This window comes from Pseudoalteromonas sp. SR43-3 (assembly GCF_014163875.1).
Lineage (GTDB): Bacteria > Pseudomonadota > Gammaproteobacteria > Enterobacterales > Alteromonadaceae > Pseudoalteromonas > Pseudoalteromonas distincta.
The window spans coordinates 24679-47407 of sequence record NZ_JACJEC010000002.1; the positions used below are offsets into that span (position 1 = coordinate 24679).

21 protein-coding genes are annotated in these 22729 nt (G+C 39.6%); 11 read left to right on the forward strand and 10 right to left on the reverse strand.

Annotated features, from left to right (window positions below; translation table 11 throughout):
- Positions 1 to 2: 2 nt before the first annotated feature.
- From H5088_RS02430 to H5088_RS02445, 4 genes are all read right to left on the reverse strand, one after another.
- Entirely contained in the window at positions 3 to 1250 is a 1248-nt protein-coding gene (locus H5088_RS02430) for an efflux RND transporter periplasmic adaptor subunit (protein ID WP_182711864.1), read from the reverse strand.
- Entirely contained in the window at positions 1247 to 2509 is a 1263-nt protein-coding gene (locus H5088_RS02435; protein WP_182752139.1) for a TolC family protein, read from the reverse strand. Before H5088_RS02435 ends, H5088_RS02430 begins: the two co-directional genes overlap by 4 nt.
- 150 nt (positions 2510 to 2659) lie before the next feature.
- Positions 2660 to 2968: a hypothetical protein gene (locus H5088_RS02440; protein WP_182693098.1), complete on the reverse strand. Its 309-nt coding sequence runs from the start codon at positions 2966 to 2968 to the stop codon at positions 2660 to 2662.
- Between the two features lie 81 nt (positions 2969 to 3049).
- Positions 3050 to 3868, reverse strand: a complete 819-nt coding sequence (locus H5088_RS02445) for an AraC family transcriptional regulator (RefSeq protein ID WP_182738139.1) — start codon at positions 3866 to 3868, stop codon at positions 3050 to 3052.
- Between the two features lie 112 nt (positions 3869 to 3980).
- On the opposite strand from H5088_RS02445, the gene H5088_RS02450 reads away from it, so the two are divergent.
- The gene (locus tag H5088_RS02450; RefSeq protein ID WP_182752140.1) at positions 3981 to 7067 is read left to right on the forward strand and encodes a beta-galactosidase; all 3087 of its coding nucleotides are present in this window, start codon (positions 3981 to 3983) and stop codon (positions 7065 to 7067) included.
- Between the two features lie 52 nt (positions 7068 to 7119).
- Here the strand turns inward: H5088_RS02450 and H5088_RS02455 are convergent, their stop codons facing one another.
- Together H5088_RS02455 and H5088_RS02460 are read right to left on the reverse strand one after the other, a co-directional pair.
- On the reverse strand, positions 7120 to 7566 hold the full coding sequence (locus tag H5088_RS02455; RefSeq protein ID WP_039490309.1) for a DoxX family protein: 447 nt from the start codon (positions 7564 to 7566) through the stop codon (positions 7120 to 7122).
- Positions 7567 to 8049: 483 nt separating this feature from the next.
- Entirely contained in the window at positions 8050 to 9195 is a 1146-nt protein-coding gene (locus tag H5088_RS02460) for an iron-containing alcohol dehydrogenase (protein WP_002962851.1), read from the reverse strand.
- Between the two features lie 185 nt (positions 9196 to 9380).
- Here H5088_RS02460 and H5088_RS02465 point away from each other — a divergent pair, with 185 nt between their 5' ends.
- The gene (locus H5088_RS02465) at positions 9381 to 10277 is read left to right on the forward strand and encodes an AraC family transcriptional regulator (RefSeq protein ID WP_182752141.1); all 897 of its coding nucleotides are present in this window, start codon (positions 9381 to 9383) and stop codon (positions 10275 to 10277) included.
- Positions 10278 to 10352: 75 nt separating this feature from the next.
- On the forward strand, positions 10353 to 11957 hold the full coding sequence (locus H5088_RS02470; RefSeq protein ID WP_182752142.1) for a diguanylate cyclase: 1605 nt from the start codon (positions 10353 to 10355) through the stop codon (positions 11955 to 11957).
- Positions 11958 to 11959: 2 nt separating this feature from the next.
- Here the strand turns inward: H5088_RS02470 and H5088_RS20230 are convergent, their stop codons facing one another.
- The 3 genes from H5088_RS20230 to H5088_RS02480 all read right to left on the reverse strand — a co-directional run bounded on the left by H5088_RS20230 (position 11960) and on the right by H5088_RS02480 (position 13231).
- Positions 11960 to 12118 carry a hypothetical protein gene (locus H5088_RS20230; RefSeq protein WP_259398079.1) on the reverse strand — a complete coding sequence of 53 codons (159 nt, stop codon included), beginning with the start codon at positions 12116 to 12118 and terminating at the stop codon, positions 11960 to 11962.
- 58 nt (positions 12119 to 12176) lie between these two features.
- Positions 12177 to 12374, reverse strand: a complete 198-nt coding sequence (locus H5088_RS20235; RefSeq protein WP_240915878.1) for a hypothetical protein — start codon at positions 12372 to 12374, stop codon at positions 12177 to 12179.
- A gap of 437 nt (positions 12375 to 12811) precedes the next feature.
- On the reverse strand, positions 12812 to 13231 hold the full coding sequence (locus H5088_RS02480) for a VOC family protein (RefSeq protein WP_010554617.1): 420 nt from the start codon (positions 13229 to 13231) through the stop codon (positions 12812 to 12814).
- Between the two features lie 273 nt (positions 13232 to 13504).
- On the opposite strand from H5088_RS02480, the gene H5088_RS02485 reads away from it, so the two are divergent.
- The 6 genes from H5088_RS02485 (at position 13505) to H5088_RS02510 (ending at position 19088) form a co-directional block, all read left to right on the forward strand.
- A complete protein-coding gene (locus H5088_RS02485; RefSeq protein WP_002962854.1) occupies positions 13505 to 13810 on the forward strand; it encodes a hypothetical protein in 306 nt (101 codons plus the stop codon).
- The gene (locus H5088_RS02490) at positions 13807 to 14196 is read left to right on the forward strand and encodes a hypothetical protein (RefSeq protein ID WP_002962855.1); all 390 of its coding nucleotides are present in this window, start codon (positions 13807 to 13809) and stop codon (positions 14194 to 14196) included. The genes H5088_RS02485 and H5088_RS02490 overlap by 4 nt, the downstream gene beginning before the upstream one ends.
- Positions 14197 to 14366: 170 nt before the next feature.
- Positions 14367 to 14849 carry a DUF3015 domain-containing protein gene (locus tag H5088_RS02495; RefSeq protein ID WP_182752143.1) on the forward strand — a complete coding sequence of 161 codons (483 nt, stop codon included), beginning with the start codon at positions 14367 to 14369 and terminating at the stop codon, positions 14847 to 14849.
- A gap of 79 nt (positions 14850 to 14928) precedes the next feature.
- Positions 14929 to 16767, forward strand: a complete 1839-nt coding sequence (locus H5088_RS02500) for a DUF4105 domain-containing protein (RefSeq protein ID WP_182752144.1) — start codon at positions 14929 to 14931, stop codon at positions 16765 to 16767.
- A gap of 206 nt (positions 16768 to 16973) precedes the next feature.
- The gene (locus H5088_RS02505) at positions 16974 to 17738 is read left to right on the forward strand and encodes an ABC transporter substrate-binding protein (protein WP_024596684.1); all 765 of its coding nucleotides are present in this window, start codon (positions 16974 to 16976) and stop codon (positions 17736 to 17738) included.
- Between the two features lie 252 nt (positions 17739 to 17990).
- Positions 17991 to 19088, forward strand: coding sequence for a polysaccharide lyase family 7 protein (locus H5088_RS02510; RefSeq protein ID WP_182737270.1), 1098 nt, complete (start codon positions 17991 to 17993; stop codon positions 19086 to 19088).
- Here the strand turns inward: H5088_RS02510 and H5088_RS02515 are convergent, their stop codons facing one another.
- Positions 19089 to 19490, reverse strand: coding sequence for an NUDIX hydrolase (locus H5088_RS02515; protein WP_024589726.1), 402 nt, complete (start codon positions 19488 to 19490; stop codon positions 19089 to 19091).
- A 186-nt stretch (positions 19491 to 19676) separates the two neighbouring features.
- Between H5088_RS02515 and H5088_RS02520 the strand changes: the two genes are divergently transcribed.
- Both H5088_RS02520 and H5088_RS02525 read left to right on the forward strand, forming a co-directional pair.
- Positions 19677 to 21560 carry a propionyl-CoA synthetase gene (locus H5088_RS02520; RefSeq protein ID WP_182752145.1) on the forward strand — a complete coding sequence of 628 codons (1884 nt, stop codon included), beginning with the start codon at positions 19677 to 19679 and terminating at the stop codon, positions 21558 to 21560.
- Between the two features lie 169 nt (positions 21561 to 21729).
- Positions 21730 to 22587, forward strand: a complete 858-nt coding sequence (locus H5088_RS02525) for an MBL fold metallo-hydrolase (protein ID WP_182737272.1) — start codon at positions 21730 to 21732, stop codon at positions 22585 to 22587.
- The last annotated feature ends 142 nt before the right edge of the window (positions 22588 to 22729 follow it).

Consider the following 22729-nt stretch of genomic DNA (forward strand, 5'->3'; position numbering starts at 1 on the left):
TCCTAGTGTGAGTGGCTTGCGCCGCTTTTTAAAATATCGGCTTTAATTACATAACTGTTTTGCGTTACGTACTCACTATTTGGCGAGAGCCCCTCAAGTACCTCTACCCACTCGCTGTTTTTAGCACCAAGCTTTACAGGGCGTACTTCAAATACATTGCCGCTTTTAATAAACACACTAGGTTTGCCGTTAAATTCCTGCACAGCTGTAGCCTTTACTCGCACTGCAGCATCTACTTTTGCAGTACTAATGTCGCTATTAACATGCATACCAGGACGCCAATGACCATTAGGGTTTTTAAGCTCGATTCGCGCACGCGCAATATGCCCGCCGCTCATCATCGGGGCTATGTAAAACACCTCACCTTGCGCATTTAAATGATGATGTAAATCGTACACTTTTGCGCTTTGTCCTATGGCGAGCTTTTCAATATTTTCAGGAAAAGCCGAGAGCTCGACCCATACGGTTTCAAGGTTTACTATTTGCATTAATGCGCTATTGGCAAGCTCACCGCGCTTTAAATATTGCTCGGTAATAACGCCTGTAATTGGGCTTTTTATGGTGTAATTTTGCAGTGTTTCGCGGTTGGTTATACTGGCAAGCTTATCGCCTTTTTTAACGTTTTGACCAATGCTTACAAAGATATCGTTAACTAAGCCGGTATAAGGCGCCATTACTTCAACGGTGCCGTGCGCGGTGGGTGCTATAACACCAAATAGAGTATCTGTTAGTTCAACGCTACCTGCTTTTGCTATCTCGGTTTTAATTCCTGCGCGTTCAATTGCTTGGGAGCTTAGCGTTGCACGCCCTTCTTCTTGCTCATAATGATAATTTATTTCAACGCCTTTATAGCGTGCCATTACATCAAGCTTAAAAGAATGCGGCTCGTTTACGCTCACGGTACTTACTAAATAGTCATCTTCAGCTTTGAAGCGAATAAGCTGTGGCTCTTCACTTAAACGTTGCACGTTTATGGTTACGTCTAACTGGTTTATATCCACAGCTTTATCGTTATTAAACCCATATATTCGCAGCTCGGTATTACCTGCAAACTGGGTTAACTTAAGCTCTAAATCAAGCGCGTTATTGGTTAGTAAAAATCCGCCGTGTGGGCCTTTTTGTGTGTGTTCGTCTTTGTGGCCTTCTTCGTGACCTTTTTCGTGATGGCTATCAGATGCCATAGCCGTGCTACTTAAAAATGGGAGTGTAAATAATTGCGTTATAAATAATGCGATAAGAGTGTTATTCATGATTGATGAGTCTCAATTAAAGGTTGGCCAGTTAAACGCTCAAGGGTAAGCAGCACTTGATATAGCTCGCTATGGATGTTGATAAGTGCGCGTTTAGAATCAAATAAAGCTTGCTGTGCGTCTAGCAATTGCAACACCGATATTTGCCCTTGTTGATAGCTTTTTAAACTTTGTTTTATAAGCGTTTGTGCTTGTGGAATAACTTGATGTGTTAATAGCTGTGCCTGCGCAGTTTTACCTTGATAATACGCATAGAGCGTGCGTATTTGCTGGCGTAGCTGAATACGTAATTGACCTTGTTGCTCATTGAGTAGCGTAAGTTGATGCTTTGCAGCCTCAATATTACCGCTATTAGAATTGCTTAATTGCAGCGGCATTGAAAAAGAAAACACCAACGAGCTGGCATCAGTTTGCTGGTTATATCGCACGCCACCACCCAGGGTTAAATCGCTTTGCCCGCTTGAGTGTTGCAGCGACAAATTAGCCGTTTGCTGCATATATTGCTGTTGTAGCAGTGCAAATTCAGGTGCTGTATTTACCGCATCAAGTAGCACTGCTTCACTTTTAACAGCAGCTATTTGTGATAAATCGCCAGCATAGTAATCACTCACTTGCGGCTCTTGCCAAAGCTCGGTTAGAGCTAAGCGCGCACGCTCAAATTCGCTATTTAGCATCAGCGTATTTAAATCTACTTGGCTTAATGCATAACGCATGCGGGTTACATCAGCACTTGAGGCTGCACCCGCTTTAGCGCGTTTTTCAATTGCGTTAAGTGCCTGCTTAACGGTGTTTTTACGCTCACTATTTAAAGCAATTAACGCCTGAAATTTAAGTATTTGGTAATAGCGCTCAGCGGTGGTTGCTAAAAGTGCTAACCGAGTATTTTTATACTCAATTGTTTGCGCTTTTATATTTGCCGTGGCGTAGTTAATGCGGTTTTGGCGTTTATTACCCAGCTCTATTAATTGGCTTAAAGCCAGCGTGTACTGCGCCCCCGAAAACGCATGGGAGCCGTGGGTTCCTAAAAAATTTTCAGCTTCAAAACTCAGCTCAGGATTAGGTGAAAGCGCAGCTTGGGTTTTAAGCGCCGTTAATATTTTTTGATGATACGGGTAGCGTTTAAGTTCAGCATTTTGCTGCTCGGTATTTTTAAGCGCTTGCTTTAGCGTTAATACGTTTTGAGGCTCATTTTTTGCCAAAACGCTCATTGCAGGTAATGCGCACAGTAGCGCCACCAGCATAAGTGGTTTTTTGTTCATATAGCATGTCCGTTTTTTAACAAACAGAGTTGACCTAATCACTACGCCTATTTTAAAAACAAGCGCAATTAAGCAACCTAAATATGTACATAACTAGCCTTATAGTGCACAGGCGCAGGCAGTTATTTACAAAGTGTTTAAAATTAAAAACTAGCTATAAAAATTTGGTGGCGGAACATCTGGTGGATAGTTTAAACCGCTGTAGCACGCAGGCAGTGTAGCTTGGCTTTGCTCAGGGCTTATAGAGTGATTTAGCGTACTGTAGTAACCACAGTGGCAATGCTGATGGGCATGTATTTCAGTAGGTGATTGCGCATCTTCATCGTTTACATTTGCTTGAGAATGTACATGCGTAGCATGATCAACTTCTTCTTGCAGATGATACGCCGCCGCATCACAGCTAATAAAGCTGTGCACAAGCACTAAAAGTATCACGACTAAAAAGTAGTTTGAGCGCATTACCTACCTAAAAACTCTAAAATGCAATTTAAGAAATCGCACAATACCTTAAATTTATTCAAATGTAGAGAGCCGCTTACGTTATTTTCTAAATTCACTTGGTGATACACCCACTGATTTTTTAAACCGTTTAGAAAAATTAAATATATTAGGATACCCCACGTAAGCAGCAATATGGGCAACAGGCCAGCGAGTATTTAGTAGTAAGCTTTTAGCTCGTTTAATGCGTAAATAAATAAGCTGCTGCATAGGGCTTTTACCAAATTGCGCTTGGCATAACCTATGTAAATGCGGTGCTGAGTAATGCACGTGCTCGCACATAACTTCTATTGTCCAATCAAACTGCAGGCGCTCTTCTACCTCTAAAAACAAGCTGGTTAATCTGTTTTGCCCACCTATTTGCGGCTCGCTTTGCAACGTAGCGTTTAAATAGTGGCTTAAAATAGGCATAACACCTTCGCGCAAAGTAGCGTTACTTTCGCTATATAAAAGCTCCATAGCTAAATGTAATGGCGCTAATTGCTGATTAGTTAATACCTTAGCCTGTGCTAAATTTAAATGTTGCCAACGTTTAGTGTTTGCAAGGTTTAGCCAAATCACATCCCACTTTTCGCTTGCTATTTTAACCTCAAAACTTTGCCTTGCAGGCAATATAGCTAAGCTATTTTCAGTTAATGAGTATTGGTTATTAACTGTTTTAAGTGTGCCCTGACCAGCCAAAGTATAAAAAAGAGTGTGTTCGAGCGGGTTAGTACGTGCAACACAATAGTCACCCAATAAATTAGAGCAACCTGCCAGCTCTATTTCAAGGTTTGGCATTTGCGAAAGCGTGGTTAAATCAATAAACCGCTCTGTACACTCTGGGCCAATATCAAGTACATCTACAATAGTGTTGCGCATAATTTAAAATGATAGTTTTGGATAAATAAAAGAGAGCTTTAAGCATAACCTCAACGCATTATTTTAGCTATATTTAAGCCACTATAATTGCCATACATGCAATAGGATACCAATGAACTCACTACAACACATAATTAACCGCCGTGATTGGGAAAACCCAATTTCAGTACAAGTTAATCAAGTAAAAGCGCACAGCCCACTCAATGGATTTAAAAGCGTTGACCATGCCCGTACTAACACACAATCACAAAAACAAAGTTTAAACGGCCAATGGGATTTTAAATTATTTGATAAACCCGAAGCGGTTGATGAGTCATTACTAAGTGAAACACTAAGCAAAGACTGGCAAAGCATTACAGTGCCTTCTAACTGGCAATTACACGGCTTTGATAAACCAATTTACTGTAATGTTAAATACCCATTTGCAGTTAACCCGCCATTTGTACCAAGCGATAACCCAACAGGTTGCTACCGCACTGAGTTTACTATTACACCGGATCAATTAGCGCAGCGTAACCATATTATTTTTGAAGGCGTAAACTCGGCGTTTCACCTTTGGTGTAACGGTCAGTGGGTGGGCTACTCACAAGATAGCCGCTTACCAAGCGAATTTGATTTAAGCGAGCTGTTAGTGGCAGGTACTAACCGTATTGCGGTTATGGTTATTCGTTGGAGCGATGGCAGTTATTTAGAAGATCAGGACATGTGGTGGCTAAGCGGTATTTTTCGCGATGTTAACTTACTTACAAAACCACAAAACCAAATACGTGATGTGTTTATAACCCCCAATTTAGACGCTTGCTATCGCGATGCAACGCTACATATAAAAACCGCGATAAATGCGCCAAATAACTACCAAGTAGCAGTACAGGTTTTTGATAATGAGCAAGCATTGTGTGAGCCACAAATTCAAAGCACTAACAATAAACGCGTTGATGAAAAAGGCGGCTGGAGCGATGTTGTATTTCAAACCATTGATATACAAAGCCCTAAAAAGTGGACCGCCGAAACCCCATACTTATACCGCTGCGTTGTAAGCCTGCTTGATGAGCAAGGCAACACAGTAGATGTTGAAGCCTATAACATTGGTTTTAGAAAAGTGGAAATGCTTAACGGGCAGCTTTGCTTAAACGGCAAACCGCTACTAATTCGCGGTGTTAACCGCCACGAACACCACCCAGAAAACGGCCATACAGTTACTACCGCCGATATGATTGAAGATATTAAGCTTATGAAGCAAAATAACTTTAATGCTGTACGTACTGCTCACTATCCTAACCACCCGCGTTTTTACGAGCTGTGTGACGAGCTAGGTTTATACGTAGTGGACGAAGCAAACATAGAAACCCACGGCATGTTTCCTATGGGGCGTTTGGCAAGCGATCCGCAGTGGGCTGGCGCATTTATGTCGCGCTATACACAAATGGTTGAGCGCGATAAAAACCACGCCTCTATTATTATTTGGTCACTGGGTAACGAATGCGGACACGGCGCCAACCACGATGCTATGTACGGATGGTCAAAAAGCTTTGACCCTTCTCGCCCAGTGCAATACGAAGGTGGCGGCGCAAATACCACAGCAACCGACATTATTTGCCCTATGTATGCCCGTGTAGATACACATGTTGCCGATGACGCCGTACCAAAATATTCAATAAAAAAATGGCTAAGCCTACCGGGTGAAACGCGCCCACTTATTTTATGTGAGTACGCCCATGCAATGGGTAACAGCCTAGGTAGCTTTGACGATTACTGGCAAGCATTTAGAGAATACCCTCGCCTGCAAGGTGGCTTTATTTGGGATTGGGTAGACCAAGGTTTATCTAAAACTGATGAAAATGGTGAGCATTACTGGGCCTACGGCGGCGATTTTGGTGATGAACTAAACGACCGCCAATTTTGTATTAACGGCTTATTATTCCCTGACCGCACACCGCATCCAAGCTTGTTTGAAGCTAAATACAGCCAGCAACATTTACAATTTACGCTGCGCGAGCAGACTCAAAACCAATTTACCGTTGATGTATTTAGCGATTATGTATTTAGACACACAGATAACGAAAAGCTCGTTTGGCAGTTAATGCAAAATGGCATCTGTGTTGAACAAGGCGAGCATATACTTAATATTGCTCCGCAAAGTACACACACGTTAACAATTAAAACTAAAACAACGTTTGAGCAAGGTGCGCAATACCACCTTAATTTAGATGTAGCACTAATTAACGACTGTAGCTTTGCAAGTGCCGAGCATGTATTAAACACCGAGCAGTTTAAGCTTATAAATAGTAATAATTTAAACAGTGAATCATTTGCACCAACTACAGAGCAAAGCGCTACAAGTGTTAACGAAACCGACTCTCAACTAAGTATTGAAAACGATAAGTTTAAACTTGTTTTTAGCAAGCAATCAGGGCTTATAGAGCAGTGGTTACAAAACGATACTCAGGTTATTAGTAGCCCACTGGTTGATAACTTTTATCGCGCCCCGCTTGATAACGACATAGGCGTAAGCGAAGTAGATAACCTAGACCCTAATGCATGGGAGGCACGTTGGTTACGTGCAGGTATAGGGCAATGGCAGCGCACATGTAGCTCAATTCACGCAGTTCAATCAAGCGTTGATATACGTATTACTTGTGTATTTAATTATGAATTTAACGGCGTGCTACAAGCAAAAACACAATGGCTATATACACTAAATAATACCGGCAATATTAGCTTAAATGTTGATGTGCACTTAAACGATACACTTCCGCCAATGCCGCGTATAGGGCTAAGTACAACGCTTAACAAGCAAAGCGATACAAAAGTAAACTGGCGTGGTTTAGGGCCTTTTGAAAACTACCCAGATCGCAAAGCCGCAGCACGTTTAGGTTATTACAGCTTAAGTTTAAATGAGCTACATACCCCGTATATTTTCCCAACCGATAACGGCGTGCGTAGTGATTGCCAATTACTGAGTATTAATAATTTAACCGTAACCGGTGCGTTTTTATTTGCCGCCAGTGAGTATTCGCAAAGTATGTTAACGCAAGCGAAACACACTAACGAACTCATTGCTGATGATTGCGTACATGTACACATTGATCATCAACATATGGGGGTTGGTGGCGATGATTCATGGAGCCCAAGTACCCATAAAGAATATTTACTTGAGCAAAAGCAGTACAGTTATTCTTTAACATTATCTGCTGAATAATTTAAACAAGAATAGCGGCCAAATTGGCCGCTATTTTTTTAATTAACACACTCTATTTATTAGCGAGCTTTTTAGCTAATACGTTATCAAGAGAAAAGCTTCCCGCTCCTTGAATTGCTAAAACTACAGTTACTACTAGTAAAGTTAATGCGTATTCATAGCCATTGTTTGCCATAAATAAGCCATTACTAATATGTACGCTAAAAATAGCAATCAGCATAGTAAAGCCGGCAACTACAGCAGCTGGGCGAGTTAACAAACCAATTGCTAATGCAATGCCACCAAAAAACTCAGCGCTACCTGCCATCATTGCTAACCAATAGCCAGGCTCTAAACCAATACTCGCCATCCATTGGCCTGTACCTTCAAGCCCGTAACCGCCAAACCAAGCAAATAGCTTTTGTGCACCATGCGCCGCTAAAATAAGGCCAACTGGTACTCGTAAAATTAATGCTGCTACGCCTGCTTTTGAGCTAAGTAATGTGTTTAGTAATTTCATGAGTTTTAGTCCTGTTTAAATTTATTTAATCGTTAGGTTTTTCCTAACCGTTGAGCACAGTTTACTATCATCATTAAAAAACATTAATACGAAATTTATTGGTTAATTAGCAACGCAGTATTTATAATAATCCATAAAAAAACCGCCAACCCAAAGGTTGACGGTTTTTTATTAACGTATTACTTAGGGCGTGTTGATCTTTGTGGATTGAAATTTGTTCAATCTAGGGGCGATTAAATCGCGGCGCGAGGTTTGTAACCTAGTGGGCTAAGTAAAAACCGAGCAACAAAGAGTTAATCGTCCCTAGAAAGAACCCAAAGGGCAGCGCATGTTTGGTATTTATGCTGCGTTATCGCCTATTCATGGGGAATAACCACACTACATAGGCTCCGCCTTGCCTAAAAACCAAACATACTGCTGCAAATTCACCCACCAAAGATCAACACGCCCTAGTATATTTAAGTAATCGCTTAGCTTTGAAAATTAAGCAACCGCTTGCTCTAAAATTTCGCGGCTTTCTTTTAGCGTAATAGCTTGGTTTTCGCCAAGAGCAACCATGCCGTGAGCTTCAAGTTTACCAATAATATTGTCAATAGCAGCGGCTTTATCATCGCCATGTTCAGTAAGCTGGGTCGCTACGTCAAGGCTGTGGTAAAACGCTTCAATTGCTGCAATTGTTTTCTCTGCTAAGTCTTCAGATTGCTCAAGACCAAATACGTTTTTACCCATTTGCTCAAGCTTTGCTTTTTTAACTGCAAATTGGTTACGTAATAAAGAAGGCTGAACAATAGCAAGTGAACGTGCATGATCAACACCGTAAGCCGCTGTAAGCTCGTGGCCAATCATATGTGTTGCCCAATCTTGCGATACACCAGAACCAATTAAACCATTAAGTGCTTGGTTAGCAGCCCACATAAGGTTTGCACGCCATGCGTCATCTTGGTTTTCAAAGTTATCACCTAAAGTTTTAAGCGTTCTTAAAAGTGCTTCAGCGTAACCTTCTTGAACTAATGCTGTTTCAGGGAATGTTAGGTACTGCTCACAGGTGTGAACCCATGCATCTACTAAGCCATTCACAAGTTGGCGCTGCGGTAATGTTTTCATTACATCAGGGTCCATAATCGCAAATTTAGGAAGTACTTCTGGTGATGCAAACGGTAGTTTTTGCTTCGTTGCTTCTTTGCTCACAACTGAGTTTTGGTTAGATTCAGAACCCGTTGCAGGCAATGTTAATATTGCACCGATTGGTAATGCACTAGTAATAGTATGCTTACCAGTAGGAATATCCCAACCTTCGCCATCATAAACGGCTGATGCGGCAATGTATTTAACGCCGTCGATCACTGAACCGCCGCCTACGCCTAATACGAAGTCAATATCTTGTTCTTTACAAATTTTTACTGCTTGGTCTAGCACTTCAATTGTTGGGTTAGCGCCAACGCCCGAAAACTCAACCCAGTCAAAGCCTTCAAGTGCTGCTGCAACTTGGTCGTACACGCCGTTCTTTTTAATTGAACCGCCGCCGTACACTACAAGTACTTTTTGATCTTTTGCGATCAAATCAGATAGTGCCGCAATTTGTTGCTGACCGAATTGGATAAGAGTTGGATTTACGTAGCTAAATTTCATTATTTTGCTCCTAGGTGACGGTTAAATACTAAATAGAATGCTTAGTTACTAGCTAAGCTAAATTCCAATGAGTGCATATTAGTAGCAAAACAAACATAAAAAAAGCCCAATAACTCGCAAAAGCTTGCCTAAAACTACCAACATTGTTATTTTACGCAAAATACACTCAATTAAAGATGCCTTTTATGCCCACCATAGCCAATATGTTGCAACAATACGCCGAGCATAACCAATTACTCAGCTTTGAAGGCACCATGGAAACTGTTATTCCAGGCGTGTATTTTCATCGAGCAACTAAAAGCTCGCCGCGCCAGCCGCTTATATATAACTCAGGTATTATTATTGTTGGGCAAGGTCATAAAATAATTCACTTTCCTGAACATCAAATAAAATACGGCGCAGGCGACTACTTAGTCCTTGGCGTACCGGTGCCATTAGAGTGTGAAGCATTTACTGATAACGACTTACCCGTTATGGGCATTGCCATAGATATAAACCCTGCAATGCTACACAAACTCGTTAATCAAATAATGCAGCATAAGCCTCTTTCAGCATCATCGTCTTCTGCACAAATTGGCGCAGTACAGTCGGCAACTTTAGATACAGCAATGGAGCTCGTTACTCACCGGTTATTAGCTGTTTTAAATAACCCCATTGAGGCTGACATTTTTGGCGAGGATATAGTAAAAGAATTGGTATATCGCGTACTTTGTGGTCCACAAGGACATACTTTAATAGGGCTTGCTATGCATGATGGGCATTATGCACGTATCGCCCGCACGCTCTCAACTATGCACAGTAGTTATGCCAATCAAATTACGGTTGAAGGGTTAGCTGAAGATGTAAACATGAGCGTATCGTCGTTTCATCGTGCTTTTAGGCAAGTAACGTTTGAATCCCCTCTACAGTATTTAAAAAAAGTACGCTTAGCTAAGGCTAAAGAACTTATAACCACTAGTGGAAGTAAAGCCAACGAAGCTGCATTAAAGGTTGGCTATACCAGCCCATCGCAATTTAGCCGCGAATTTAAACGCCACTTTAATAAAACACCTAGCGAAGTATTAACTCAATTACACAGTTAATTTAACTAATTAACTAATAGCTAAATAGGTGGGCTCTGCTAGTATAAAAAAATGTAGTTGAGCTTGGAAGTGCTTATGGCTGACAAAAAACATCATAAAAATACAGTTCCTAATATTTTACACGGAGGTGCTAAATACGTATTTCTTTTTTTTATTTACTTAATAGCATTTAATAGCAATGCAGGCGATTTTTGCGATATTACCCCCTTAAATAGTCAGTCCCCTCCATCATCTTTACAACCTAATACAACTTCTGAACTTCAGGCAAAACGCGGTACAAACCAATTTCAGCTTAACTGCTTGTTAAAGCGTGGCGGCGTACTTTCGTTTTTGCGCCCAGGTCTTGATGATTTTACATGGCAGCAAAACGGTGTAATAAAGCAGCCATTAAAATCGGCACAAGTGGCATTTTTAATGGACTCAGGAAACTTTACAGCCATTATTACAGTTGAGTCAAAACTTAACTATACACCACGCTTTAAGTGGCAAAATACACAAGTTTTTTTTAAAGAAACACAGCAACATAATCTCATTATGGGTGCTTTTTATGGGCTGTGTATCACACTCATTTTTTACGTATTTATAATGGGCTACAGGCTTCACGACAAGATATTTAAGCTATACAGCGCTTATATTTTTTGTATTGGCAGCTTTATTTTGCTTCAAGAAGGCCAACTCTATTTATTTATAACTGACCACGTTTCATCACTCCTATTTGATTTGTACTTACTCAGCATAGGTTTAACAGTACTCAGTGCTACATGGTTTATGTGCGCATTACTTGAACTAAACAACAGATGGCCAAAAACAAGTAAGATTTTAAAAATTATGGCCGGTATTGTTATGTGCTTTTCTTTAATAAAAATATTGTTCAGTAACACTTTGATTTGGCAAATAGCTGGCAACATCATGGCTTACGGCTCATTAATTATTGTGACTGTTATTTTTGTTTTAGCGGCACAACAGGCTCGCAAAGGAATACGCGAAGCAACGCTTGTTTTTGTAGCATTGAGCTTGGTGCTCGTAAGCATGATATTTAGAGTATTACTTATTAATCAAAGCCCATTTATGCAACGTTACGGATTTATTTTGGCTTTCGCTGTGGAGTCATTTTTACTAGCAGTAGCTGTTTCTAGGCGTATTAGCCGTATGCGAATCGCACAAAAACGCGCCGAAACCGAAGCCGATTACGATCACCTTTGTGGCATTTTAAACCGCCGTGGCTGGGGTAAAAAATCATCAGAGCTGATTGAGCTGCATGCAAAAAAAGGCGGAGTTTTATGTTTAATGTATATAGATTTAGATGACTTTAAACAGATAAACGACAATTATGGGCATGCCGTAGGCGATGAAGCTTTATGTAAAGTAGCCGCCAGTTTAAAAAGTATTGTACGCACCAGCGATGCAGTCGGCCGCTTAGGCGGCGATGAATTTGTAGTACTTGCGCACTTTTACAGCAAAGCGCAAGTAAGCCCAAAAACACACCATCTAAAAATAGAGTTAGATAAACTCGCCATCACGCATAACGACCAGTCTATTGCTATAAAGGCAAGCATTGGTAGCAGCGTATTTAGTGAGTCTCCTAAAAATATTGACGAAATTTTAAAAGCCGGCGACACCGCTATGTATCATGAAAAACTACAGCGTAAAGTAAAGCCGCTCACTTTAGTTGATGGCTAACTTTAAGTATTTAAAACCGTAGCCGGCTTAGCAAACGGCTTACGGTTTATATAGTGGCTAAAAATAATAGTAAATAACGTTGAGGCTTGTTTGTCACTAAAATGGGCAACACTGCCCATTACCGCTAAAATAACCGGAAAGGTAGAGATTAACCGCTCCACGCAGACCCTATATGCTGTGATATAAACGTAACAAGTACGATAAAGCCCGTCACTAATATCATTTTACCAAAAGCTCCCAGCGGGCATTTAATGGTTTTGCATCAACTGATATATTTAGCCTTGTAGAGATAATAGCTAAACCGAGTAAAATACAAAGCGAAATCACCCTCGCCACAATAATATTCACTGGTAAAAATAAAGTAATAACGCTAAATACACACCAAATACTCAACGCTGTAAAAAGCGATTTAAGCATTCCAAATCTTTGTGAAACAACCAAGTAACTAAAACAAAATAAGCCTATACCGCTCATACCATAAAGAGAGGCCACCGCTGAGTTAGCTGCAAATAATTTACCTTGTTCTAATGCTATAAAATAAGAAATAGGCCAGAGGTAATAGGCAAACCAGGAATTATGCCGCTAACAAAACTACCAAAGCGTTTTTGGGCGAATGTTATTAGTAAAATAAGCAAAGGAGCAATTATGAGTTTAAGCAGCATAAATAACAATAAAATATGAGAGCTGAAATTAAGTCTAGGTGTCTATACTTATATTGTAGAGTGAATAAAAATCATGTATGTAGCGTAATTTTTTTACCTGTAAATATTAACTAATTTATCAAAACACTGATTAATAGTTATAAAAAAACCACTTATTGAAGTGGTTTTTTAGCTTAACTTAAGCAACAGCATTTATACTTTTTTAAATAAAACCTCTGGGTTTACCATGGTTTTCATTTCAAGCACATTGCCATTTGGATCTTCAATAAAAAACGTTTCTTGCTCAAACTCATCACCAATAAAACGGCGGTATGGTTTATCTAGGTATTCAATACCCGCATCTTCAATACGTGTTTTTAACCCGTTAAATTCATCTTCAGATAAGTGAATACCAAAGTGAGGTACTGCTACGGCTCCCATATCAACATCATGGCGAACTGTTGGTAGGCGCTCAACGCTTTGGTGTAAGGTAAGTTCATTGCCCCAAAAATCTATATCTACCCAGCGACCTTCTTCACTATTACCCGTTTTACAGCCTAGTACGTCACAATAAAACGCTTTAGCCACTTTTAAATCGCCAGCCGGAATAGCCAGATGCAAACAGTTAGACATAAATAACCCTTGGTTAACACTTTAATACATTAAATTATCGCCATTATACATGATTTGTGATTTATAGAACATTAACAGCAACGCTATTAAGCATATTTAATACCTAAGAGTCGTTTAAAAAACACGCTTTTTAAATGTGTAATTACTTATAACATTTATTTGTTAGAGAGTATTAGAAAGCGCAAAAGGATTAGTTTAAAATGCGCCGCTATGATTAAATTCTTACTTTTAAAATTCATTACTTTCTTTTTAGGCTTTGTAGCTTGCTTTGCTATGCACACTACTTTTGCACTGCCTTTAGTAATTTCTGCCGCGCTAACGGGGCTTATTGGCTCTTTTATTCCTTTTCCTGCGCGTTATAAAAACCATCCTTATGCTGCAATTTATGCTGGTAGTTTTGCCGGTATGTGTTCAACCCATTTAATTACCAGTTACTGGGAAATTGCTATTATTTCGCTTATTGGCTCAAGTTTGTATGTGCTTACTATGAATATGTTTACAGGCTTTGGTGGCAAACTTGGCAGTGTCGCTTTTGCAAGCGTGGCACTTTTTGTATTAGCTAAAGGAATCGTACTATGAGTATTGAATACCCATTACTTGTACTGCTTGGTGCTTTTTTAACGTTTTACTTAGCTAAACATAGTCGCTTTGATGGTATAAGAGCATCCTCTTCACTTTCTATTATTGCTTACTTAATTTTTAGCGCATTGAATTTAAACCCCGATTTATACGCGATTATATTTTTTGGCGGTACATTTATTGGCATGAGCGCCCCGCATCGTTTTGGTATTTATACGGTAGCAAGCTCATCTGTTTTGTTTTCAATATTATTTGAATTTCTTGTACCAAAACTTGACGGCTACGGTGGTGCACTAGGTATTAGTGCATTTTTATCTGTATGTATTTGCCATACCTGTATTTTGTTAGGTGCCCCAAGAAGTAAAAAGCCGCCACCAGTTCAATAAAAAATTATTGAACTGGTCTAGTTTCTCCCAGCATTCGCTTTAAAATAGTAGAAAAATTAGAGTGTAAAATATTCATGTTTTAAGCTGTTCTTTTTCTTTGCAAGTCTGTTAGAATCTTTCGCGAACTTTATTTACCCTAAATAAAGACAATCATATATGGATTTATGAAAATGAAAAAACTAATCGCAGTAGCAGCTCTATCTTTACTTCCTTTCTCAAACGCAATGGCTGACCAAGATATTGGTTGTGGTCTTGGTTCTATGTTATTTGCAGGTCAGCAAGGTAAAGGCGTTAAAATTTTAGGCGCTACAACAAACGGTACTTCTGGTAACCAAACTTTTGGTATCACTTTTGGTACTTTAGGTTGTGATGGTACTGGTACAGTAACGTCTTCAGAAAAAATTGCTTTATTCATTGACGGTAACATGGAGCAACTTGCTCGTGATATGTCAAAAGGTGAAGGCGAAACTTTAGCTACTCTAGCTGAAGCTTGGGGTGTTGCAGATCAAGATAAAGCAGCATTCAACGCGCTTGCTCAAGCACAGTTTTCTTCAGTATTTACTTCTGAAAACGTAACTTCGCAAACAGTTTTAGAAAACCTGAACACTGTTCTTGCAAATAACGCACAACTTGCTTCTTATACTCTTTCTTAATCAGCTAAATTAGCCGGTTTTATACGTATAAATAAAGCCGCTGGAGTATTTCTCTAGCGGCTTTTATTGTTTAGTGATTATGAAAAAAATATTCTTTGTTTTATCAATTGCGCTGTTTAGTACTTACGTAAACGCTCAAAGTTTTAAAAATGACACCTTAGCAACCGACCCTTACTGGCTCAAATTAGGTCATTACCGTGGGGCCACATTAGGTGGTTGGAAAAGTGAAGTAGATAGTGCTGAGTTTTTTTTATCTCCTATAGGTAAAACAAGTCCACTGGACGAACTTGAAGCCACTATAGCCGCATTTAGTGGTAAAAATACTGACCCAAAAACAACACAATCTCGCTGTCGGTTTCCAGCACGCTATAAATGGCTAAAAACAAAAATTAAAAATAACTGGCCCGCGCTTAATTGCCCAGAGCTTCAGGCGTGGCAAAAAATAATAAACCCAAAAGGGGTTACGTTAGTTTTTCCTACTGCATTTATGAATAGCCCATCATCAATGTTTGGTCACACCTTACTTCGTATTGATGCAAAAGATCAGACCCGCCATAAAGAGTTGCTCGCATTTGCGGTTAATTTTGCAGCAGAACCAGACGGCTCAGACAATGCAGCTATGTACGCACTAAAAGGCCTGATTGGCAGCTATCCTGGTAAATTTTCGCTTATGCCGTACTATAAAAAAGTACGCGAATATAATGATTTAGAATCTCGTGATATTTGGGAATACAAACTTAATTTATCTGAGCCACAAGTAGAGCTTATTTTATTGCACTTATGGGAGCTACAATCAGCTACATTTGATTACTTTTTTATTGATGAAAACTGCTCTTACCAATTACTTGCATTATTACAACTCGCACAAGAGGACCTTGATTTAACATCGTCATTTAATATGCAAGCTATTCCATCAGATACCGTTGCAGTACTAAGAAATAACAACTTACTACAAACTCCTAATTACCGCCCTGCTTTTGGCACTAAGCTTTACCATTACTCTACTCAAATGACTAACGAACAACTTGATGATGCAAGAGAGTTAATGCAAGGTGGCTCCCTCAATACTCGTAATTACTCACAGTCGCAATTAGTCGCAATATTAGAAATGGCGTATGAATGGTTAAATTTTGAATTTTACGATAAAGCATTAAAGCGTGAAGAAATTGCACCGCGACTAACTAAGCTACTACTAATGCGCAGCAAATATAAAGTAGCTTCGCCATTTACTAAGCCAAGTCGTCCTATTGCTTCTCCAGAGCAAGGTCATGGATCTTCTAAAGTAACGCTTGGAAGAACTGAGTACGCCCATCAAAGTGACTTAACAAGCTTTGCGTATCGCCTTGCATACCATGATTTATTAGATAGCTCAGCTGGATTTATTCCTGGTGCTCAAATTAGCTTTTTTGATATTGAAGGAGCCATAAGCGACAAGGGTAACACGCGACTTGAGCATTTTTATTTATTAGATGCTATGTCACTTGCACCCGATAACCGCGTGTTTGATAGCTGGTCTTGGAACTTTAAAATGGGCTTTGATCGTCAGCCTAATAATAATATTCAACAAGGTCGTTGGTTTGCTAAAGGTGGATACGGAAAATCAATCGGTAACCCAAACACGTTACACGGCTATTTACTTGGCCAAGTTGAATTTAATAATGGTGACATAACAGACAACCTAACAACAGGCATTGGTAGTGAAGCTGGTGCAATATGGCAAATAAATAACAGTCATAAACTCGCTCTTACAGCAAACATAACATGGTTAATAGATGGCCAAGCAGATAAACACAGTGACTTTGCAATAAAGTGGAATTACTCCTTATCACGTAATTTATCTATACGTACTGAACTTAAAAACCAACAATGGTATACAAGTAGTACATCGGCTAAATTTGCAATTCAATACTACTTTTAATCATTGCATATACCCACAAGGGCTCAATTATTTTTACAGCGCTTGTGGGTATATAAAACTTTACTCAATACACGTTCAATTTTCACTTCTTTAATTATGCAATAGACTCTCTACATACCTATTCATTTACTTATTTTATACATTTGAGTATATATTTCAGACAAGACCCTTTAAACTCAAAGTATTGTAGTTAGAAAGATTCTCTTATGTATCTGCGTGTTGTAGTTTTCATTTTCGTTTTTATTTTTTGCAGTAATGTAAGGGCAGTAAGCTCTCTTACTTTTATTGCCGAAGATTTACACCCTTACCATTTTAAAAACAAAAGCGGTGAAGCTGACGGAGCTTCCGTTGATATTGCTAAGGCTGTTTTAAGAGAAGCAAAGCTACAAGCTAAATTTGAAATAATGCCAATGGCACGAGCCTTTCATCAGCTAGCAGCTAATCCAAACACAATTATGCTCTCTTTATTAAAAACTCCCGCTAGGCAAAGTCAGTTTAAATGGTTAGGAGCGGTATACTTTACTGATGCCTACCTAGTTAGTTTAAAAAGCCATAAAGACGAAGTAACTCATTTAAATCATGCAAAATTTTATAAAGTAGGCACTATTCGTGGATATTTGAGTGCCAAATATTTAATAAAGATGGGGTTTGAAGAAGATAAAAATTTAATACTAGCTAGTTATTATCAGCAGGCATGGCAAATGCTTTATAAGGGTAGAACTGACTTTGTCCTTATGAATACACTCACCTTAGATAATGAACTAAAAATGTCAGGGCTCGACCCAGACTTAATAACTAAACGACTTCATTTAGCTGATTTTCCTTCAATACTCTATTTTGCTGCTAATAATCAGCTTGACGATAAAACAGCAAACTTAATCTCGCAGGCATTAAAAACTATAAAAGTAAGTGGCGAATACCAAGCCATTTTAAAAAAGTGGCAACTCCCTCTTCCTCCTTCTATAAATTAAACCTATTTAAATAAGTATATTAGCAAACATCAAGCGCTACCAAATATGATGAAAAACACCTCTGTTTAACAATTTTAAATAACATAATAACGTTAACCAACCCTATTGGTTAACCAAAACACCGTCATTAAAATAACAATTAATTATAAAAAACTACAAATTGGTAAGTTTTAATTTTTAAATTGGTATGTTAGATTGAGGTTAAGCGACGCCTGTACCGCGCAATTTTTACTTCATCACACAGAGACAATAATGATAAAAAATACATCCACATTTAAACTTACGGCTTTAGCCGTTATCACACCTCTACTTTTTACGGCTTGTTCAAGTACCCAAAGCACTAATCAGCAAAGCGATGCGCCGGTACCTGCAACAAAGTTTGATTTATCACACTGGAAAATAAATGTACCAGTTGATTTAAACAACGACGGTAAAATTGATGAAATAGATGTAGAAGAAATTCAGACTTACGCACACCCTGATTTTTTCTATCTTGATGATAAAGGCTACATGGTATTTACCTCGCCTAATAAAGCGCTTACAAGTGCTAACTCTACTAATACCCGTAGTGAACTTAGACAAATGATCCGTGGATCAAATACTAAAATTAAAACTAAACACTCTAAAAACAACTTTGCTTTAGCTGTTCACCCGCTATCTGACCGATTTGGCTCTGTTGGTGGAAAAATGGAAGCAACGTTAAAAGTAGATCACGTTGCGCTACGTGCAACTGATCCTGATAAAAAAGCGGCTTACTCGGTTGTTGTAGGGCAAATTCACGCAGGTAAAGATCAGGCACTTATTGATACCAAGCTTGGTTATGGCTGGGGCAATGAGCCACTTAAAATATATTACAAAAAATGGCCAGGGCATAAAACAGGCTCAGTTTTTTGGAACTACGAACGTAACTTACCTAAAACCAATCCTGACCGTAAAGACATTACTTACCCAGTTTGGGGTAATACATGGGAAAACCCTAACGAGCCTGGCAGTGCCGGTATTGCACTAGGTGAAGAATTTAGCTACACGGTCAATGTGTATAAAAATGTTATGCACCTTACATTTAGCGCACAAGGCAAAGAAGACGTTAACTACTCTATTAACTTAGGTAATAACGTAGATGCTTATGGCAAAGTGGACGAAAAAGACCATCCACATGGTTACGCTGCAGATTGGCATTACTTTAAAGCCGGCGCTTATAACCAATGTAGTACTAAAAGCGCGAAAGGTATTTGGTACCCAGGTTGTTTAGGTACTGGCGATTGGTCTACAGATAAACAAAATGGCGATTACGCTCAAGTAAGCTTTAGTAAACTTGCGTTAAGCCCAGCGACACCGCCAACAAAATAACTAGGCTAGTACAGCCTCAGATAAGTAATTTTTTAGTGATGTAAACAGTGGCGTTGGTAGGTTATTAATATCGCACCAGCGCCACTTTAAACATTTATTAGGCTCTTTAAGCTCAGGCTCTCCGCCTTCAAAATCAGCTTTTACATACAGCGTAATATAGTGCTTGTTCTCTGCTGTAAAAATATCATTGGTAAAATCAAGCTTAGTAATTTTACTTACCTTTAAACCTGTTTCTTCAAACACTTCTCGTATTGCACATTGCTCAACACTTTCACCAAACTCTAAATGTCCACCAGGTGTTGCCCATGTATTAGCACCATGCGCGCCAATGCGCTCACCTAGTAAAATTGTGTTTTGATGCTTTATGATAACTGCAACCCCTACTCTTACTACGTTACTCATATCGTGTTTTCTCTTATTTTTACTGCCCGCCATGCTGAACCACACGCTTTGTGTTGTCAATTTTGTATTTTTAAAACCAGTGTATTGATTAACTTTTAACCGACCAAGGTCGAATAGCTTGCTTGCTAAAAAAAGCCTACATTTTGTAAGGTCTCTCACACACAAATTTAGCTTTAGGAGCCTTACATGTCAGGCGAATATAAACAGCAATATAATGCCTTTAAGCAAAACCCAGCCCAATTTTGGCTCGAACAAAGTAAAAATATTCCATGGTACAAAACCCCCACAAAAGCATACACACAAGACGACGACGGGCTTTACCATTGGTTTAGCGACGGGCAATTAAACACCAGTTTTTTAGCGCTAGACCAACACGTTATTTCCGGATTTGGCGAGCAAACTGCACTTATTTACGACTCCCCAGTCACTAATACAAAGCAAACTTATAGCTACTCACAACTACAACAAGAAGTTGCTAGATTTGCAGGCGTAATACAATCGTTAGGTGTTACAAAAGGCGACCGCGTTGTTATTTATATGCCAATGATCCCACAAGCTGTTATTGGTATGTTGGCGTGCGCTCGTCTTGGTGCTATTCATTCGGTGGTATTTGGTGGGTTTGCTGCACACGAATTAGCTGTACGCATTGATGATGCCAAGCCCAAACTTATACTTAGCGCCTCATGCGGTGTTGAAGTAAACAGCGTTATTGAATACAAACCACTTATTGATAACGCAATAGACTTAGCTACGCACAAAGTAGAACACTGCGTTATTTATCAGCGTCCACAAGTAACCGCCACTCTTAAGCCTAAACGAGACATAGATTGGACTCAAGCAATGCAAACGGCTGCAAGCGCAGATCCGGTGCCTGTAAATGGAGATGATCCGCTTTATATTTTATATACCTCAGGCACGACAGGCACACCCAAAGGCGTAGTGCGCGAAAATGGTGGTCACGCAGTGGCAATGCAATACAGCATGGAAACCGTTTATGGTATGAAGCCCGGCGACGTATTTTGGGCAGCGTCTGACATTGGCTGGGTAGTTGGGCACTCTTATATAGTTTACGCGCCGCTAATGTATCGCTGCACGACCGTATTATATGAAGGTAAACCGGTTAAAACACCCGACGCCAGTGCATTTTGGCGCGTGGTTGAAGAATATAAAGTAAATGCATTATTTAGTGCCCCCACTGCATTTAGAGCGATTAAAAAAGAAGACCCAAATGCCGATGGTTTTAATCAATACGATACCTCTAGCTTAAAACGTTTGTTTTTAGCAGGCGAGCGGTTGGACCCTCCCACTTACGAGTGGCTTAAAGAAAAAACCAAACTGCCAGTGCTCGATCATTGGTGGCAAACCGAAACCGGCTGGGCTATTGCTTGTAACCCTGTAGGGCTTGAGTACTTAGCAACAAAACCTGGTAGTTCTACCGTCCCTACTCCAGGTTTTGACGTGCGAATATTAGATATGGATGGCAATGAATGCGCAGCTAACGAGCAAGGCGCCGTGGTAATTAAACTGCCACTTCCACCAGGTTGCCTACCAACTATTTGGCAAGATACCACGCGCTTTAAAGCAAGCTACCTAAATGAATACGAAGGTTATTATTTATCTGGCGATGGTGGTTATATTGATGAAGACGGCTACCTATTTATTATGGGCAGAACCGACGACGTTATAAATGTAGCAGGCCATAGGCTTTCTACCGGCGAAATGGAAGAGATAGTAGCCGCGCACCCTGCTGTTGCTGAATGCGCTGTTTTTGGTGTAAACGATCCTCTAAAAGGGCAGCTTCCTATGGGAATGATCGTGCTTAAAAATGATTTTATGGGCTCAAGTACCGACGTGGAAGAAGCGCTTGTTTTAAGTGTTCGTAATCAGATTGGCGCTATTGCGTGCCTTAAAAATATAGTTAGCGTAGATAGGTTACCTAAAACTCGCTCGGGTAAAATACTGCGTAAAAATTTGCGCCAACTAGTCGATGGCGAAGAGCTACAAATACCTTCAACCATAGACGATGCCAGTATCTTTGAAGAAATAAACCAACAACTAACACAAAGATAAACCCAACCAAGCTATCTAAAGCCATTTTTATAATGGCTTTTTATTTCATCCTTATATTTGATCCTTTTACTTAAGCTTTAATTTAACCAACAACTGAAATTTTTTATGGCTTAATGCTTTCTTCTTTTAATAGCGTTATTAATTTAATCAATTTAAAAAGGAATGGTGTATGCCCCGCTTGCTACAAAAACTATTAACCACAGCCCTATTGTTTATAGGCTTTGCCACACAAGCCTATGAAATAGAAGACTTAGGAGATGGCTTACACCGCTTTATAGACGACAGACACCGCTCAGTATTTTTAATCACTCCTGAGGGTGCAATTGTTACCGACCCGCTTAACAAAAAAGCCGCCATCTGGTTAAACGAGCAAATTAAAACTCGCTATAACGTACCGGTAAAGTATGTAATTTATAGCCATAATCACAGCGATCATATTTACGGCGCCGAAGTATTCAAAAGCCCGCACACCACTTTTGTGGCGCATAAACTCGCCGCGCAAGATATTAAAAACACACAAATGAAAACGGTAATGCCCAGCCTTACTTTTGATAACGAGCTACTACTTACCCTTGGTGATTCAACAGTAAAGCTTAACTACCATGGTCCAAACGATGGTCGTGGTTCGGTTAGTATATTATTCGAAAAGCAAAAAACCTTGTTTGTGGTTGATTGGATTGTTATTGGCAGAATGCCGTGGCAAAAACTGTGGAGTTACGATATTCAAGGCATGATTAACTCAACTCAAGCGGTACTCAAATATGACTTTAATACTTTTGTAGGCGGACATGCCGATATTGGCAGTAAAGCAGATGTAGCGCGTTACTTAAGTTATTTAGAGCTTTTGTATAGCCAAGTAACCGCAGGCGTTTTAGCCGGTAATACGCTTGACGAAATTAAACAAAATGTAAAATTAGACCAATTTAGTGACTTTAAACAGTTTGATGCATGGTTACCACTTAACATAGAAGGCGTGTACGAGCGTTTAATGGAAGAGTCTGGTATGGGTTGGCGCAGCGATTTATAAGTTTGAACTCAGTGGACTAAGCTCTGAGCTCTAAACTCAATATTGTAAGCATTGGTATTGGCGTATTTAACGCAGTACCAATGTACTTATTAATTAGTTAAATAGACGTCAAAAGCCATATAAGTCACCTTTACAATGTCCT

Bases quoted from the DNA above. Each gene is read 5' to 3' on its own strand.
- H5088_RS02430 (WP_182711864.1), bottom strand. From the start codon at position 1,250: ATGAATAACACTCTTATCGCATTATTTATAACGCAATTATTTACACTC.
- H5088_RS02435 (WP_182752139.1), bottom strand. From the start codon at position 2,509: ATGAACAAAAAACCACTTATGCTGGTGGCGCTACTGTGCGCATTACCT.
- H5088_RS02440 (WP_182693098.1), bottom strand. From the start codon at position 2,968: ATGCGCTCAAACTACTTTTTAGTCGTGATACTTTTAGTGCTTGTGCAC.
- H5088_RS02445 (WP_182738139.1), bottom strand. From the start codon at position 3,868: ATGCGCAACACTATTGTAGATGTACTTGATATTGGCCCAGAGTGTACA.
- H5088_RS02450 (WP_182752140.1), top strand. From the start codon at position 3,981: ATGAACTCACTACAACACATAATTAACCGCCGTGATTGGGAAAACCCA.
- H5088_RS02455 (WP_039490309.1), bottom strand. From the start codon at position 7,566: ATGAAATTACTAAACACATTACTTAGCTCAAAAGCAGGCGTAGCAGCA.
- H5088_RS02460 (WP_002962851.1), bottom strand. From the start codon at position 9,195: ATGAAATTTAGCTACGTAAATCCAACTCTTATCCAATTCGGTCAGCAA.
- H5088_RS02465 (WP_182752141.1), top strand. From the start codon at position 9,381: ATGCCCACCATAGCCAATATGTTGCAACAATACGCCGAGCATAACCAA.
- H5088_RS02470 (WP_182752142.1), top strand. From the start codon at position 10,353: ATGGCTGACAAAAAACATCATAAAAATACAGTTCCTAATATTTTACAC.
- H5088_RS20235 (WP_240915878.1), bottom strand. From the start codon at position 12,374: ATGCTTAAATCGCTTTTTACAGCGTTGAGTATTTGGTGTGTATTTAGC.
- H5088_RS02480 (WP_010554617.1), bottom strand. From the start codon at position 13,231: ATGTCTAACTGTTTGCATCTGGCTATTCCGGCTGGCGATTTAAAAGTG.
- H5088_RS02485 (WP_002962854.1), top strand. From the start codon at position 13,505: ATGCACACTACTTTTGCACTGCCTTTAGTAATTTCTGCCGCGCTAACG.
- H5088_RS02490 (WP_002962855.1), top strand. From the start codon at position 13,807: ATGAGTATTGAATACCCATTACTTGTACTGCTTGGTGCTTTTTTAACG.
- H5088_RS02495 (WP_182752143.1), top strand. From the start codon at position 14,367: ATGAAAAAACTAATCGCAGTAGCAGCTCTATCTTTACTTCCTTTCTCA.
- H5088_RS02500 (WP_182752144.1), top strand. From the start codon at position 14,929: ATGAAAAAAATATTCTTTGTTTTATCAATTGCGCTGTTTAGTACTTAC.
- H5088_RS02505 (WP_024596684.1), top strand. From the start codon at position 16,974: ATGTATCTGCGTGTTGTAGTTTTCATTTTCGTTTTTATTTTTTGCAGT.
- H5088_RS02510 (WP_182737270.1), top strand. From the start codon at position 17,991: ATGATAAAAAATACATCCACATTTAAACTTACGGCTTTAGCCGTTATC.
- H5088_RS02515 (WP_024589726.1), bottom strand. From the start codon at position 19,490: ATGAGTAACGTAGTAAGAGTAGGGGTTGCAGTTATCATAAAGCATCAA.
- H5088_RS02520 (WP_182752145.1), top strand. From the start codon at position 19,677: ATGTCAGGCGAATATAAACAGCAATATAATGCCTTTAAGCAAAACCCA.
- H5088_RS02525 (WP_182737272.1), top strand. From the start codon at position 21,730: ATGCCCCGCTTGCTACAAAAACTATTAACCACAGCCCTATTGTTTATA.